Source organism: Plantibacter sp. ME-Dv--P-095, assembly GCF_030209365.1.
Classification (GTDB): Bacteria; Actinomycetota; Actinomycetes; order Actinomycetales; family Microbacteriaceae; genus Plantibacter.
This window is the reverse complement of sequence record NZ_JARVSB010000009.1, coordinates 493,345-507,918: the sequence shown is the minus strand read 5'-3', so window position 1 is coordinate 507,918 and position 14,574 is coordinate 493,345. Positions and strand designations below refer to the sequence as shown.

Below are 14,574 nucleotides of genomic sequence, written 5' to 3'. Positions count from 1 at the left end.
TGTTCAGTGCCGCCCCTCCCAGCGGTGGTGGGGGCACAATGGGCTGCATGGACCTGAGGCATCGCTCGTGGACGCTCGACGGCGGTCTCGGGACCCTCCTCGAGGCGCGCGGTCACGACCTCTCCGACGCGCTCTGGAGCGCCCGGCTGCTCGTCGACCAGCCGGCGGCCGTTCAGGCGGCTCATCAGGAGTTCTTCGATACCGGTGCGCAGATCGCGATCACCGCCTCCTACCAGGTCGGCTTCGAGGCGTTCGAGCGAATCGGCTTCACCGCTTCGGACACGGAACGCCTCCTGCGGTCGAGCGTCGACCTCGCGCGTCGAGCACGCGACACGCGGACGTCATCGGTCGACGCGGACCTCCTCGTCGCAGCCTCCGTCGGCCCGTACGGTGCGACCCTCGGTGACGGCTCCGAATACCGGGGCGACTCCGGACTCACGCGAGCGGAACTGCGTCGGTGGCATGAACGACGATTGACGGTCCTCGCCGACGCCGGTCCAGACCTCCTCGCCCTCGAGACCATCCCCTCCCTCGACGAGGCGACGGCGCTCGCCGAGCTGGTGCGCGGCTCCGGGGTGCCGGCCTGGTTGTCCTTCACGGTCGCGGGCGGCCGCCTGCGGTCCGGTGAACCGATGGAGGAGGGCTTCCGACTGGTCGAGGGTGTCGACGAGATCCAGGCGGTAGGGGTGAACTGCTCCCACCCGGACGAGGTGCTGCCGGCCATCCGAGCCGCTCGCGCGGTGACGGACCGCGCGATCGTCGTCTATCCGAACTCCGGCGAGCGGTGGGACGCCGAGGCGCGGGTCTGGCGCGGGCACGCCGGTGTCGGCGACGTCGACGCCTGGCTGGAGGTCGGTGCGAGCATCGTCGGTGGGTGCTGCCAGGTCCTGCCCGACGACATCGCCGTCATCCGGCGCAGGGTCGACGCGTTCGAGCCCGGAGTCGATGTGGCAGGGCCCGGCTAGCCGACGTTGAACCCGCCGTTGCTCGAGAGCAGCTGGCCGTTGATCCAGGAACCTGCGGGGGAGAACAGGAACCGGACGAGGTCGGCGGTGTCGGACGGCGTACCGAGCCGGCCAGCCGGGGTCGCCTCGGCCCCCGCGCGACGGATGTCCTCGGTCATCCAGCCCGTGTCGATCGGACCCGGATTGATGACGTTCGACCGCACCCCGCGGTCGGCGAGCTCCACCGCGGCCGCCGTGACGATGCGGTCGAGCGCGCCCTTGCTGGCGCCGTAGGGGAGGTTGTGCACCGAGTGGTCGCTCGTGAGCGCGACGATCCGGCCGGCCACCTCCGGTGGTCCTTCCTGCACCGGGAGCTGTTCGGCGAACGCCTTGATGAGCAGCCAGGTGGCCCGGGCGTTCACGGCGAAGTGGCGGTCCCAGCTGTCGACGTCCGTCGTGAGGATCGAGCTGTCGACCGACTCGCAATGCGACATCACGAGTCCGGACACGCGACCGGAGCGCGCCGCCCGCTCGACGAGCTCGGCCGGGAACGCCGGGTCGGCGAGGTCACCGAACACGACGTCGACCGTGACGCCGAGGGCACGGCACTCCTCGGCGATCGACTCCGGGTCGTCGGGGGTCCGTTCGTAGCCGAGGCGCTCGTCGTAGGGGCGCCAGGCGTTGAGGACCAGGTTCCAGCCGTCGGTGGCGAGGCCGACGGCGAGACCGGCCCCGATCGACCGGCGGCGGCCGACGCCGGTCACGATGGCGAGGCGGTCGGTGGCGGTGGCGTCGTCGGTGAAGTCCATCCCGAGACCCTACGCGATGTCGGGTGGTCGCCGACAGGCCGGGTCTGGCTCCGGTCAGGCCGACAGGAGGCGACCGGCGATCGCGCGGGCGGTCTCGAACGGCTCACGGAAGGTCCGCATCCCGACCGTCACGATGGCGCCCTCGTAGAGCAGCATGAGTTCGCGGGCGCGTGCTCCGGGGTCCGACAGGCCGGCTTCGGTGATGAGCTCGGCGAAGCGGTCGAGCAGCCACTGCTTCTGCCGGGTGACCTCGGGGAGGACGAGGCCGCTCGTCGCGTGGTCAGGGATCTCGGCGCGCGCGTTGACGGCACTGCAGCCCTTCGGGCTGTTGTCGTCGGACCAGCCGATCGCCGCATCGAAGATCGCGAGCACCCGCTCGATCCCGGGTTCCGGATGACGGGCGAGCGCTTCGTCGACCCACGCCCGCCACCGTGCGTCGCGATGCTGCAGGTAGGAGAGCACGAGGGCCTCCTTGCTGCCGAACCGGTCGTAGAGGGTCTTCTTCGTGACCCCGGCGGCCTCGGCGATGGTGTCGACGCCGACCGCGTGGATGCCGTTCTCGTAGAAGAGGACGGAGGCCGCGTCGAGCACGCGTCGGGCGCCCGGCGTGAGGGGTGCGAGCTCTGGAGTGTCGACCGTCATGCGAAAACTATACCAGTCTGTATACTGCGGGGATGAGTAAACAGGTCGGTATAGTTTTCGCGGCCGCAGCCTTCGTCCTCGCCTGGAGCTCAGGCTTCATCGTCGCGAAGATCGGCACCGAGGACGTGCCCGTACTCACCGTCCTGCTCTGGCGGTTCGTCCCGCTCGCCGTCGGGCTCGCGATCGTGCTGCTGGTCAGCGGGCAGTGGAGGAACGCCAGCCCTGCCCAACTGCGCTCACAACTCGTCATCGGCCTGTTCGCCCAGTTCGGCTACGTCGTGTTCGTCTACGCCTCGGTCGCCGTGGGTATCTCGACCGGGACGACCGCGCTCATCGACGCCGTCCAGCCGCTCGTCATCGCCGCACTCGCCGGCCCGCTGCTGCACGTGCGCGTCCCCGGCGCGCAATGGCTGGGACTCGGGATCGGCGCGGCCGGGGTGTTCCTCATCGTGCAGTCCCAGTTCGGCGCCTCGGACGCGCCGCCGATCGCCTACGCCCTCCCTGCGCTGGCCATGGCCAGCCTCATCACCGCGACGATCCTCGAACGGCGCTCGCCGCACCGATCCCCGGTCCTCCTCACCCTGACCGTCCACGCGACGGCGACGACGGTGCTCCTCGCCGTCCTCGCCCTCGCGACCGGTGCGGCCGTGCCACCGGGCGACGCGACCTTCTGGCTCACGACGCTCTTCCTCGCGCTCGTGCCGACGCTCTCCGCCTACGGTCTGTACTGGTGGTTGCTGCGTCGGATCGGCGTGACGGTCCTGAACGCCCTCCTGTTCCTCGTCGCCCCGACGACCGCCGTCGCCGGTGCGCTCCTGTTCCGCGAGCCGTTCACCCTTCTGACGGCCGGCGGGTTCCTGCTCAGTGCGGCGGGCGTCGCCCTCGTGCTCGTCAGCGACGCCCGCGGTCGGGTCGGTGCCCGGAGTCGGGCCGGTGGCCGGAGTCGGGTCAGTGACCCGGCGTCCGGAGCTCCCGCTGGCGACGCATCTCCTCGGCGAGCTCCGGATTCCGCTCCGCAAGGTGCTCGGTGATGTCGTCGACCACTTCGGGCGCCTTGTTCTGACTGAGCTTCGCGCGGGCGTCGAAGCGCGTCACCCGCATGCGCAGGCCGACCGTGCCCTTCGCGGCGCGCCGGGTACCGGCCTCGTCCTCGGACAGGTGGCGGCCGTCTGGCCGGGAGTCCTCGAAGTGGTCCGTCAGCTTGCTCAACATCTCGTAGTTCTCGTCCTCGCTGAGGACCTCAGGTGTCCCGTACAGGTGGGCGGTGACGTGGTTCCACGTGGGGATGAGCTGGCCCTCCGGGTACCAGCTCGGCGACACGTAGTCGTGCGGGCCCTGGATGATGACGAGGATCTCGTGCGCACCGAGTTCGTGCGTGGCCTCGTCCGGTCGGCCGAAGTGGCTGACGATGGACAGGCCGTCGACGTCTTCCTCGAGGATCGCCGGGTAGTGGGAGGCGACGAGGCCGGTGCTCGCCGGCGACACGAACGTCGCCCACGGGTGGTTGCGGATGAGGCGCTTGACCTCGTCGACGTCGGTCATGAGGTACGTGGGGGTGTGGCGCATGGTGGGGTCACTTCCGGTCGAGGCGGGTGCGGACGGCGAGGCCGGCGCACAGGATGACCGCGAGGCCGCCGAGCACGGTGGCCCGGTCGAGGTCCTCGCGGAGGATGAGGGTCGCCCACCCGATGCTCAGCACCGGTTGGACGAGTTGGATCTGGCTCACGCGTGACAGGGGTCCGATCGCGAGCCCGCGGTACCAGGCGAAGAAGCCGAGGAACATGCTGACCACGCCGAGGTACCCGAAGGCGAGCCAGGCCACCGGCGTCGCCGTCGGCGGTTCCACGGCCCAGGCGATCGCGGTGAGCGTCACCATGAGCGGCGAGGCCAGGACGAGTGCCCAGCAGATGGTCTGCCAGGAGCCGAGCTCGCGGGCGAGCAACCCGCCCTCGGCATAGCCGATCGCGGCGGCGACGACGGCGCCCAGGAGGAGGAGGTCGGACCAGTCCAGCGGGGCGAGTCCGTCGGTCCGCAGGGCGGCGAACCCCACGGCGGCGACCGCACCCAGGCCGGCGAAGATCCAGAACGCGCGGGGCGGGCGCTCGCTGCCGCGGACGACCCCGGCGACCGCGGTGGCGGCGGGGAGCAGGCCGATCACGACGGCGCTGTGGCCCGCGGGAGCCGTGGTGAGCGCGAAGGAGGTCAGAAGCGGGAACCCGACGACGACCCCGCCGCCGACGACGGCGAGGCGGGCCCACTGCGCGCCGACGGGACGCCGTGGACGGGCGATCGACAGGACGAGGAGGGCGAGGAGGGCCGCGACGACGGCGCGAGCCGAGCCGATGAACAGCGCGGACATCCCGGTCAGCGCGACCTTGGTGAGCGGGACGGTGAGCGAGAACGCCAGGACGCCGAGCAGCCCCCAGCCGAGACCGGCACGGGATAACGCCACCGGTGCCGGAGCGATAACGCTACTCTGTTGACTCATGAACAACGATAGCACCGAGCGGATCGTCGTGGCCATCACCGCCTGGATCGCCGCCGCCCCGCCAGGCGCTCGGGTGCCGTCGAACCGGGCGCTCACGGCGGAGTTCGGCGCGAGTCCGGTCACCGTGCAGAACGCGATGCGGCAACTCGCCGGTCGAGGGCTCGTCGAGAGCCGGCCGGGGGTCGGCACCTTCGTCCGGGCGGCACGGATCAATCGAGCCGTCGACTACGGCTGGCAGACGGCCGCGCTCGGTGCGCTGCCCTGGCGGCCCGGTGCGCTGTCCGCGGCTCAGCGGTCGGTCGCGCCCGACACGATCGCGCTGCACTCGGGCTACCCGGCCCGTGAACTCCTCCCGGAACGCCTCGTCCGCGCGGCGCTGGCCCGCGCAGCCCGCACCGATGTCGCCATGACCCGCTCGCCGGCGGCCGGAGCGCCCGGACTCCAAGCCTGGTTCGCCGCCGAACTCGCCGCCGTCACGCCGCCCGGGGTCACCCCGGCGACAGCTCGAGACGTCATCGTGATCGCCGGCAGCCAGAGCGGTCTCAGCTCGATCTTCCGGGCGCTCGTGGGGCCAGGGCAGCCGATGCTCATCGAGTCGCCGAGCTACTGGGGTGCGATCCTCGCGGCCGAGCAGGCCGGCGTCACGCTCGTGCCCGTGCCGACCGGACCGACCGGGCCGGATCCGGACGCCGTGGAGCGCGCCTTCCAGGACACGGGAGCCCGCGCCTTCTATGCGCAGCCGACCTTCGCCAATCCGAGCGGCGGGCAGTGGCCGGAGGAGACCGGACTCGCGGTCCTCGAGTCCGTGCGGCGCCACGGGGCGTTCCTCATCGAGGACGACTGGGCGCACGACCTCGCCATCGACACCGAGCCTCGTCCCCTCGCCGCGCTCGACGGCGACGGACACGTGATCTACCTGCGGTCGTTGACGAAGAGCGTGTCTCCGTCGCTGCGGGTCGCCGCGGTCATCGCGAGGGGGCCGGCTCGCGATCGGATCCTGGCGGACCGGTCCGCCGAGTCCATGTACATCAGTGGCCTGCTCCAGGCGGCGACGCTCGACGTCGTGACCCAACCCGGTTGGCGGACGCATCTCCGTGGCCTGCGTCCCCGCCTGCGTGCCCGACGCGACCGACTCGTCGCCAGCCTCGCCGAACACGCGCCGACGGTCCACCTCGGGCTGGTCCCCGCCGGCGGTCTGAACCTGTGGGGGCGACTGCCGGACGGCACGGATGCGGCGCAGGTGGTGCGCTCCTGCGAGAGCCGCGGGCTCATCATCGCCGACGGCGCCGAGTGGTTCCCCGCTGAACCCGCCGGGTCCTTCATCCGGTTGAACTACTCCGGCGAGGATGCGGACCGCTTCGAGGAAGCGGCCCGCATCCTGGGCGAGGTGCTGGCGGACGAGCGCGCCTGAGGTGCTCGCGGACGAGCGCGTCGGCGCCGTTGGCTGACGCCCTGCTTACAGGTCGAGCTTCGCGTTGTCGCCGCCGTCGTAGGTCTCGCCGGTGACCTTGGACTTCACGAACGCGACGGCGGTCGCGATCTTGCCGCCGGGGCTGTCCCAGTACTCGGCGCTGTCGGCCGAGAACTTCAGCAGACCGACGCGCGGGTCGGAGGGGCCGTCCGGGAACCAGGCCTCGACGACGCTGTTCCACAGTTCCTCGAGCTTCGCCTGGTCCTCGACGAGTGCCGCGGTCCCGGCGAGCGACACCCAGGAGCTGTCGGAGCTCAGCGTGACGCCGGCGTTCGGGTTGACGTCGAGCTGCTGCACGGCGGAGGCGTCCTTGCCGACGATGAACCACAGGTCGCCGTCGAACTCGCGCTCCTGCACGGTGAGCGGGTGGGCGACGAGCTTGCCGTCGAGGTCCACCGTGGTGAGCATCGCGAAGCGGAAGTCCGCGAGCAGCTTGTTGAGGGTCGTGTAGGGGTCGGTGTCTCCGGCCATGGGGGTCTCCTTCGTCTCGTCGACCGGCCCGTCGGTGTCGGGGTGCCGGTCTGCGTGGCTCGCAGCCTACGACTCGCGGCTCCGACCGCACCTGGATGCGCGGGACCGTTGACGGGAGCGGCTTCTTCTGCTCTGCGCGCAGGCCAGGTTGGTCCTATCGCACATCTCGTGCGCGAGCGCCATGCTCCTGCCGTTCTCGGGTCCGCTCACTACCCTGGAGGCTTCACGACCGCAGGGAGAGACACATGAACACCTCATCGCTCATCAACCAGATCAACGAGGCGCTCGCGGCACTCGGCGGCGGCCCGTTCCTCACGACGAAGACCACCGAGCAGGACGCGACGACCACGGTCACCGGCACCCTCGGCGACACCGAGATCCACATCGACTTCGTCGAAGAGGGCAACGGCACCGAGGCCGAGAAGGACCACACGGTCGTCGTCCGCGACGCTTTGGGCAAGCAGCTCGGCGAGGGACGCGGCGACTCCACGTTCGCCGACGCGATCTCCTCGTTCGGCTGGGCCGGCGTGCTCGACGCCGTCAAGGGCTGATCGACCGATCATGACCACCAGGGTCCGGTCCCGTCCGCGTCTGCGGGGGACCGGGCCCTGCGTCGTCTCCGGGAGGCGTCCGTGACGCCGCGTTCGGATGGCGGACCGGAGGAGGGCAGACCGGCGGAGGACGAGCACTGGTTCGTCGTGAAGGGTCGACGCTGGCGTCGCACCGACCCGAGCCTGCCGAAGGACCTCGTCGCCGCGCTACAGGCGCACCTCGGCCGTGGCCGCTCCGGCGTCGGGGTCGCGAAGCGCGCGGGCGACGAGGAGGCTGTGGCTGCCGCACGCCGACGGGTCGGCCTCGCGAAACACGGGCTCGGTGAACGTGGTCCGACCTGGTGGGAGGAGCCCGAGGCGGCACGGCTCGAACGCGCTGAGGCGGCGCTCGAGGAGCTCGACGCGCTCGACGAGTGACCGCAGGGGCGATCCTGGGGGTGATCCAGGGGTGATCCAGGGGGCCGGACTTGCGCTCCGGACGATCTCGACATATCGTTTATCGATACCAACGACAATCGATATGGATGTGATGATCATGACCGACTCCACCGATCGCCCGACGCCGTCCGGCTTCGACCACGCCGCCTGGCAGGCGGCGAAGACCCAGCGCTCCAACCGCAACGACCTCGTGTCCGTTCTCGGTGCCGCCGTCGCCGCCGCAGGAGCCGTCGTCGTCATCCTCGTCCTCCGGCTGCTCGACGTCTTCGGCACCGACGGGACCCGGGTCCCCGTGTTCTTCGACGCCGTCGACGTGGCCCTGCCGGGCGCAGCGGGAGCCGGCTCCGTCACGGTCGACCAGGGTTCGATCGTCGTGGTCGACCTCCCGGTCGTGACCTTCGTGTGTGTCCTGCTCGCCGCGATCCTGCCGGCGATCGCGAACCTCGTCGTCATCGTCTGCGGGTTCAGGTTCTTCCGCCGCCTGCTGCGCGGCGACGCCTTCGCGCCCGGCAACGCACGCCTGCTCTCGATCGCCTCCATCGCCATCCTCTGCGGGTGGATCGCGGACACCTGGTTCGGCACGATGTCGTCGAACGGCGCGCTCGCGGTCGCGACCGACGGTGCGGTGGAGGGAACCCCGTACCCACTCACCTGGGTCCCCGTGCTCGTCGCCATGGCGGTCGGCGGCCTCGCGATCGCGTTCCGTGCCGGCGAGCGACTGCGCGCCGACACCGAGGGGCTCGTCTGATGGTCCCGGCCATCGACGACGACGCGGCGACCGGGGTGCACTGCACCCTCGACCGGTTGCTCGCCGACCGCGGCCTCACCCTCGCCCGCCTGAGCGAGCTCGTCGGGGTGAGCGTGGTGAACCTGTCGGTGCTCAAGAACGACCGCGCGAAGGCGATCCGGTTCTCGACGCTCACCGCCATCTGCCGCGCGCTCGACTGCGAGATCGGCGAGCTGCTGGAGCTCGACGCCGCACCCTGAGCCGTCCGGTGCCGACCCGCCGGCACCGACCCCTCCGCGCCGACCCCTCCGCGCCGATCCCTCAGCGCCGGCGCTCGCGGAGGAGCAGCTGTGTGAGGTAGAGCCCGCCGATCACCACCGTGACGACGCCCACCGGAACCGTCAGCGGGATCAGATGCTGGGCGACGAGGTCGGACCCGAGCAGCAGTACCCCACCGACGAGCGCCGTCGCGACGAGCGGGATGCCCGGTGACCGGGTCAGGCGGCGGGCGATCTGCGGGGCAGCCAGGGCGATGAACGCGATCGGCCCGGCCACGGCGGTCACCGCGCTCACGAGGGCGACGGCCATCCCGATGAGGATCGCGCGTTCGCGGGTGAGGCGCACCCCGGTCGCGGCGGCCACGTCGTCACCGAGCTCGAGCTGGCGGAGCGGGCGGGCGACGAGCGGGAGCAATGCGAACAGGACCAGCAGGCAGCCGAGGGCCGGCCAGACCACCGTCGCGGTCGCGGTGTTCAGGGTGCCGGCGCCCCAGGCGGCGGCGAAGAGGGCGACGTCGAGGTCGGCTCGGAGGAGGAGCCAGCTGTTGAACGCGGCGAGCATGGCCGAGACGCCGATCCCGACGACGATGAAGCGGAAGCCCGACAAGCCCTGTCGCAGGGCGAGGAGGAAGATCGCGACCGCAGCGGCCAGGCCGCCGATCAGGGAACCGGCCATGAGGGCCGGCCACCCGCCGCCGAGGAGGAGGAGCGCCACGAGCATGCCGGTGAAGGAGCCGTTGGCGAGACCGATGATGTCGGGGCTCGCGAGCGGGTTCCGCGTGAGCGTCTGGAAGATCGCACCGGACAGGGCGAGCGCCGCGCCGAAGCCGATCGCGGCGAGCACCCGCGGCAGTCGCCACTCGAGCACCACGGTGCGGGCCAGGCCGTCGACCCGGCCGGAGAGGACACCGAGCACCTCTTCGGCGCTCAGCGGGTAGTCGCCGAGGGCGAGGCCGGCGATGGCCGCGACGACGATCAGCAACAGGGCCGCGCCGCAGACGATGAGCAGGCGCGGTGCCGGCCGATTCCTGGTGCGCAGCACGTCCGCCGCCCGTTCACGCGTCGCGGTCACAGTCCGGACGCCGTCCTGCGCCGGGCGAGCGCGATGAGGACGGGGGCGCCGACGAAGGCGGTCACGAGTCCGACGGGCATCTCACCGGGCAGCACCGCGATCCGCCCGACCACGTCGGAGCAGAGCACGAGGACGCAGCCGACGACGACCGAGCCGGCGAGGATGCGGCGCTGATCGCTCCCGACCGTCCACCGCACGAGGTGGGGGACGACGAGGCCGACGAACGCGATCGGCCCGGCGATCGCGGTCGCCCCGCCGGCGAGCAGGGTGACGGCCGCGAGCACCAGCACGCGACTCCGGCCGACGCTGACCCCCTGCGCGCGAGCCACGTCGGGACCGAGGGCGATCGCGTTGAGACTGCGGGCGCTCGCCGCCGCCAGGACGAGCCCCGCCGCGAGGAACGGGAGCACGGGCACGACGACGCCGAGGTCGCGTTCGAGGAGGCTCCCCGCGTTCCAGCCGCGCATGCGGTCGAAGGCGTCGGGGTGGGTGATGGCGATCCCCGTCGTCAGGCCGGCGAGCACGGCGCCGAACGCCACACCCGTCACGGTCAGGCGGGCGGCGGACGACCGTTCGCGTCCGCCTGAGCCGATCGTGTAGACGACGAGGGTGACGACGAGCGCGCCACCGCAGGCGAGCCAGGCGATCTCGCCCGGTGCGGTGACGCCGAGGAACGCCACGCCGGCGGCGACGGCGAACCCGGCCCCGGCGTTGACCCCGAGGATGCCGGGGTCGGCGAGGGGGTTGCGGGTGAACGCCTGCATGAGTGCCCCCGCGACACCCAGGGACGCACCGACGGCGAGCGCCGCGATGGTCCGCGGCACCCGCTGGTCCCAGACGACGAACCGCGCCTCGCCGGAACCTGCGCCGGTGAGTGCCGACCAGACCGCGTCGGGGCTGATCGGGTTCGCGCCGACGAGGAGCGACAGGACGACGGCCAGCGCGAGCGCTCCGAGCCCGGCGAGCAGCGGGATGAACCGATGCCGTCGGTGAGGCGTCCTCAAGCCGGGCCGGGCGTCCGTCGTGGCCCGTCCGGCAGGATCGGTCGTCGCGATGGCGCCGGTCGTGACGCTGTCCGTCACGACTCCGCGGAGAGCAGCCGGTCGAGGTCGTCGAGCACGGCCATGCCGCCCAGCGGACCGACACCGGTGATCCAGAACGACTGGTCGACGAGGTGCAGCTCCGGGAACGCGTCCGTGTTCGCGGTGAGGGAGGCCGGCATGGTCGAGGCGTCGTCGGGGTCGACACTCGTCACGAACACCTGGTCGGCGGTCGCTTCGAGGACCCGCTCGGGCGAGAGGTCGAGGGAGATGTCCTCCCACGCGTGCTCGGGCGTGGTGAACCCGGCGCATTCGAGCGTGCTGCCGGCGAAGGAGGTGGGGCCGTAGAGCGTCAGGACGCCGTCGCGCGGCCGGATGAGCTGCGCGGTCTTCCCGGCGGTGTCGTGCTTCGTCGCGATCTCGGCGCAGCGTGCGTCGTAGGCGTCGAGGAGTTCGTCGGCGCCGTCCGGCTTGCCGAGCGCCTCTGCCACGAAGCGCACGTTGTCCCGCCACGGGTCGGTCTGCGTCGCCATGAACACCGTCGGAGCGATCTCGGACAGCTGGTCGTACAGGGCCGAGTGGCGCGACTCGGTGCCGATGATGAGGTCGGGCTTCGCCGCGGCGATCAGCTGCACGTTCGGCTCGGCCACGGTCCCGACGGTCGGGATGTCGGCGGCCTGCTTCCCCAGGTACGCGGGCACGCCGGCCGTCTCGTTCAGCACGGCCGCGCCCACCGGGGTGATGCCGAGGGCGACCGTCGTGTCGAGCTGGACCGGCTCGAGGACGACGACCCGCTTCGGGCTGTCCGGGATGGTGCTCTCGCCGTGGGCGTGCTGCATCACGTGGGTGGCGCTCGTGGCGGCGTCCGAGGGTGTGGAGGCGCTCGAGCTGCTGCAGGCGGCCAGGCTCAGGGCGGCGACGGCGAGGGCGGCGACGGCGGCGAGCCGTCGGCGGCGGACGAGGGGGAGGGGCACTGGTCACCTTTCGAACGGGTCGCGATCGACGCGACCGGGTAAGGCAAGCATAACCTTTGTCAGTAGGTGGTCCTTGGCCGGGCGTTCCAGTAGCCCTGGGTGTGGACCCGCTCAGGGGCGATGCCGTGGGCGGTCGTCGCGGCTCGTAGGAGTGGGACCCTGGTGCTCTCCGTCACCAACCAGGCGGCGAAGTCGTGGCCGAGCGTCGCGACGTGCGCACCGTGTGCGCGGAGCCACCGCTCGACCGCGTCGACGAGGGCGTCACCGCCCGCCCGGCCTCCGCGTTGGTGGATCTCGACCCGGTGCCGCTCGGGCAGCGGCTGCAGGAGGGCCAGGTCGGCCGGGTCTCCGGCCTCGAGGATGAGGTGTGCGTGCACGTCCTCGCCGAGGGAGCGCAGGATGCCGTCGACGGCGGGGAAGGCGGTCTCGTCTGCCGCGAGGAGGACGGTCGTCGCGGTCCCCGGCGCCCACTGGACGCCGTGCGTCGGGTCGCCGCGGCGGAGGTCGGGCCCGGAGACGAGCAGGTGGTCCCCGGTGCTCGCGCCGAGCGCCCAGCGGCTGGCCGGGCCCGCCGGGTCGTGGATGAAGACGTCGAGGTCGAGTTCGTGCCGGCCGGGCCGGACCCGGTGCGCGGTGTAACTCCGCATGACCGGGCGTTCCGCCGCTGGCAGGGCACGCCAGGCCCGTCGCCACTCGTGCTCGGGTTGGCCGCCCCGGAGTCCGTCCGGATAGGTGCCGTCGCCATCCGGCAGGAGGATCTTGATGCGCTGATCCTGCTCGTACGGTGCGAAGTCCGCCAGCGACGGGTCACCGAGGGTCACCCGCACGAAGCCGGGGGACAGACGCCGGGTGCCCTGTACGACGGTGTCGAAGAGGACGTTGGGCGAGTGCAGGAACGGGACGGGCATCCCATCGAGTGTAGGAGGATCCGAAGCCGGTCCCGTGGCGTCCGGCGGCTCACCGAGGACGGACGGATCGCGCGATCGCGACGCACAGTGGGACGGCGACGACGGTCAGCGCCGCGGCGGCCGGGAGGAGGAGCGCGGCGCCCCAGGTGCCGAGGATGATCCCGCCGACCGCGCCGCCGACCGCGATCGAGACGTTCCACATCGTGACGAGCGCCGACTGGGCCGCGTCCGCCGCATCGCCGGCGACCCGAGCGATCGCGACCTGGAAGAGCACGGAGTACGCGCCGAAGGCGAGCCCCCAGCCCCCGGCCGCGACGAGGAGGAGCGCGACCGGTGGATCCGCCGCGACGACGCCGAGCCCAACGGTCCCGAGGACGGCCGCGCCGAGGATGGTGATCCCGAGACGCACGTTCGCGAGCCGTCCGGCCCCGAGGGTGCCGAGGACGGACGCCACCCCGAACACGGCGAGGAGCAGGCCGAGCGGCACGGGCGTCCCGCGGTCGGCGAGGACCGGCGCGAGGTAGGTGTACGCGATGTTCTGACCGATGATGCAGACCGCCAGGGCCACGAGGATCGTCACGACCGCGGGGAGGCGGAGCGCAGCGCCCATGCGAGTCGAGCGGCCGGGTCGCGTTCCGGCCACTCGTGGCGCGAGGACGACGGCGACGACGCCGAGGAGCGCGGTCGTGGCGGCGACGATGCCGAACACGGCCCGCCACCCGAGCTCCGCGCTGAGGACGGTACCCGCCGGGACGCCGAGGGCGAAGCCGAGCGTCGCACCCGACAGCACGATCCCGAGAGTCGATCCGAACCGCCTCTGGCTCGTGAACCCGCGGGTGTACCCGGGGAGCATCGCCCAGACGACGCCGGCCACGAGACCCGCGGCGAAGCGCGTCGCGAGGTGTGTGAGGAGGTCGGGCGCTGCGGCGGTCCCGGCGTTCGCGAGGGCCGACACCGCGATGGCGAGCAGCACGACCGTGCGGCGGTCGAGTCGTGCGAGCAGGCGGCTGATCGGGATCGCGGCGACGATGCACCCGAGGGCGAAGACCGCGACGCTCTGGCCGGCGATCGCCTCCGTGGTGCCGAGGTCGGCGGCCATCGCGGGCAGGACGCCGGCCGGGAGGACCTCGGTGAGCAGCGTCACGAATCCGACGGCGGCGAGGAGGAACGCGGTCGGGAGGGGCGAACGGCCTCGGGCCGGGGAGAGGGTCGTCGGTGGTGCGGTGCGCGCGGCGTCGGTGGTCATGTCGGGAAGTCTCGCGGCCTGCCACTGGTGTCAGGGTCAAGTCGGCGCACGACAGCTCGGGAATACCCGGCCGACTCGGACGGCTGCTCAAGATGGACACATCTCGTTCGAAGGGGTCTTGCATGCGCATCGGCGAACTGGCGGCGGCCACCGGGAGCACCCCGCGGTTGCTGCGGTACTACGAGCAGCAGGGCCTGCTCCGACCGACCCGCTGCGCGAACGGGTACCGCGAGTATGGCGACCACCTCGTCGCGAAGGTGCAGCGCATCCGCGAGCTGATCGCCGTCGGCATGCCGACCGCGCTCATCCTGCAGATCCTGCCGTGCTTCGAGGACGACGACACGATCTACCAGGTGACGCCGTCGGCCGAGGTGCTCGAGCGACTCCTCGAACACCGCGCGCGGCTCGACGCCAAGCTCGGCTGCATCCAGGCCAGCCGGGACGCCATCGACGTCTACCTCGACCGCGTCGGCAGCGTCGTGGTCTGAGGCGGCTGGGTCCACGGGGCCGGCTGG

18 protein-coding genes are annotated in these 14,574 nt (G+C 72.0%); 8 read left to right on the top strand and 10 right to left on the bottom strand.

Going from position 1 to position 14,574, the window contains the following annotated elements:
• Positions 1-47 precede the first annotated feature (47 nt).
• Entirely contained in the window at positions 48-965 is a 918-nt protein-coding gene (gene mmuM / locus QRN26_RS14455; RefSeq protein ID WP_285037309.1) for a homocysteine S-methyltransferase, read from the top strand.
• Here the strand turns inward: mmuM and QRN26_RS14450 are convergent.
• Positions 962-1,753, bottom strand: a complete 792-nt coding sequence (locus QRN26_RS14450) for an SDR family oxidoreductase (RefSeq protein ID WP_285037308.1) — start codon at positions 1,751-1,753, stop codon at positions 962-964. The genes mmuM and QRN26_RS14450 overlap by 4 nt on opposite strands.
• A gap of 54 nt (positions 1,754-1,807) precedes the next feature.
• Complete coding sequence (locus QRN26_RS14445) at positions 1,808-2,395, bottom strand: TetR/AcrR family transcriptional regulator (RefSeq protein WP_285037307.1); 588 nt, start codon at positions 2,393-2,395, stop codon at positions 1,808-1,810.
• 32 nt (positions 2,396-2,427) lie between these two features.
• Here QRN26_RS14445 and QRN26_RS14440 point away from each other — a divergent pair, with 32 nt between their 5' ends.
• On the top strand, positions 2,428-3,426 hold the full coding sequence (locus QRN26_RS14440; protein WP_285037306.1) for a DMT family transporter: 999 nt from the start codon (positions 2,428-2,430) through the stop codon (positions 3,424-3,426).
• Here QRN26_RS14440 and QRN26_RS14435 read toward each other — a convergent pair.
• Positions 3,344-3,961 (bottom strand): FMN-binding negative transcriptional regulator, encoded by a 618-nt coding sequence (locus QRN26_RS14435; protein WP_285037305.1) that lies wholly within the window; start codon positions 3,959-3,961, stop codon positions 3,344-3,346. The two genes, QRN26_RS14440 and QRN26_RS14435, sit on opposite strands and share 83 nt — an antisense overlap.
• 7 nt (positions 3,962-3,968) lie before the next feature.
• Positions 3,969-4,883: a DMT family transporter gene (locus QRN26_RS14430; RefSeq protein WP_285037304.1), complete on the bottom strand. Its 915-nt coding sequence runs from the start codon at positions 4,881-4,883 to the stop codon at positions 3,969-3,971.
• Between QRN26_RS14430 and QRN26_RS14425 the strand changes: the two genes are divergently transcribed.
• Positions 4,882-6,294: an aminotransferase-like domain-containing protein gene (locus tag QRN26_RS14425; RefSeq protein WP_285037303.1), complete on the top strand. Its 1,413-nt coding sequence runs from the start codon at positions 4,882-4,884 to the stop codon at positions 6,292-6,294. The two genes, QRN26_RS14430 and QRN26_RS14425, sit on opposite strands and share 2 nt — an antisense overlap.
• A gap of 45 nt (positions 6,295-6,339) precedes the next feature.
• On the opposite strand, the gene QRN26_RS14420 is transcribed toward QRN26_RS14425, so the two are convergent.
• Complete coding sequence (locus tag QRN26_RS14420; protein WP_285037302.1) at positions 6,340-6,825, bottom strand: pyridoxamine 5'-phosphate oxidase family protein; 486 nt, start codon at positions 6,823-6,825, stop codon at positions 6,340-6,342.
• Positions 6,826-7,070: 245 nt separating this feature from the next.
• Between QRN26_RS14420 and QRN26_RS14415 the strand changes: the two genes are divergently transcribed.
• The 4 genes from QRN26_RS14415 (at position 7,071) to QRN26_RS14400 (ending at position 8,801) form a co-directional block, all read left to right on the top strand.
• The gene (locus QRN26_RS14415) at positions 7,071-7,376 is read left to right on the top strand and encodes a hypothetical protein (RefSeq protein WP_285037301.1); all 306 of its coding nucleotides are present in this window, start codon (positions 7,071-7,073) and stop codon (positions 7,374-7,376) included.
• A gap of 81 nt (positions 7,377-7,457) precedes the next feature.
• Positions 7,458-7,793 carry a biopolymer transporter Tol gene (locus tag QRN26_RS14410; protein ID WP_285037300.1) on the top strand — a complete coding sequence of 112 codons (336 nt, stop codon included), beginning with the start codon at positions 7,458-7,460 and terminating at the stop codon, positions 7,791-7,793.
• A 118-nt stretch (positions 7,794-7,911) separates the two neighbouring features.
• Positions 7,912-8,562 carry a DUF2975 domain-containing protein gene (locus tag QRN26_RS14405; RefSeq protein WP_285037299.1) on the top strand — a complete coding sequence of 217 codons (651 nt, stop codon included), beginning with the start codon at positions 7,912-7,914 and terminating at the stop codon, positions 8,560-8,562.
• A complete protein-coding gene (locus tag QRN26_RS14400; RefSeq protein ID WP_056013071.1) occupies positions 8,562-8,801 on the top strand; it encodes a helix-turn-helix domain-containing protein in 240 nt (79 codons plus the stop codon). The genes QRN26_RS14405 and QRN26_RS14400 overlap by 1 nt, the downstream gene beginning before the upstream one ends.
• Positions 8,802-8,862: 61 nt before the next feature.
• Here the strand turns inward: QRN26_RS14400 and QRN26_RS14395 are convergent, their stop codons facing one another.
• Genes QRN26_RS14395 through QRN26_RS14375 form a run of 5 tightly spaced genes read right to left on the bottom strand, consistent with a single transcriptional unit; the run spans position 8,863 to position 14,059 of the window.
• Complete coding sequence (locus tag QRN26_RS14395) at positions 8,863-9,891, bottom strand: FecCD family ABC transporter permease (protein ID WP_285037298.1); 1,029 nt, start codon at positions 9,889-9,891, stop codon at positions 8,863-8,865.
• Positions 9,888-10,973 (bottom strand): FecCD family ABC transporter permease, encoded by a 1,086-nt coding sequence (locus QRN26_RS14390; protein ID WP_285037297.1) that lies wholly within the window; start codon positions 10,971-10,973, stop codon positions 9,888-9,890. Before QRN26_RS14390 ends, QRN26_RS14395 begins: the two co-directional genes overlap by 4 nt.
• Positions 10,970-11,905 carry an ABC transporter substrate-binding protein gene (locus QRN26_RS14385; RefSeq protein ID WP_285037296.1) on the bottom strand — a complete coding sequence of 312 codons (936 nt, stop codon included), beginning with the start codon at positions 11,903-11,905 and terminating at the stop codon, positions 10,970-10,972. Before QRN26_RS14385 ends, QRN26_RS14390 begins: the two co-directional genes overlap by 4 nt.
• A 59-nt stretch (positions 11,906-11,964) precedes the next feature.
• Entirely contained in the window at positions 11,965-12,813 is an 849-nt protein-coding gene (locus QRN26_RS14380) for a siderophore-interacting protein (protein WP_285037295.1), read from the bottom strand.
• Between the two features lie 49 nt (positions 12,814-12,862).
• The gene (locus QRN26_RS14375; RefSeq protein WP_285037294.1) at positions 12,863-14,059 is read right to left on the bottom strand and encodes an MFS transporter; all 1,197 of its coding nucleotides are present in this window, start codon (positions 14,057-14,059) and stop codon (positions 12,863-12,865) included.
• Between the two features lie 122 nt (positions 14,060-14,181).
• Here QRN26_RS14375 and QRN26_RS14370 point away from each other — a divergent pair, with 122 nt between their 5' ends.
• Positions 14,182-14,547 carry a MerR family transcriptional regulator gene (locus QRN26_RS14370; RefSeq protein WP_056781500.1) on the top strand — a complete coding sequence of 122 codons (366 nt, stop codon included), beginning with the start codon at positions 14,182-14,184 and terminating at the stop codon, positions 14,545-14,547.
• Positions 14,548-14,574 lie beyond the last annotated feature (27 nt).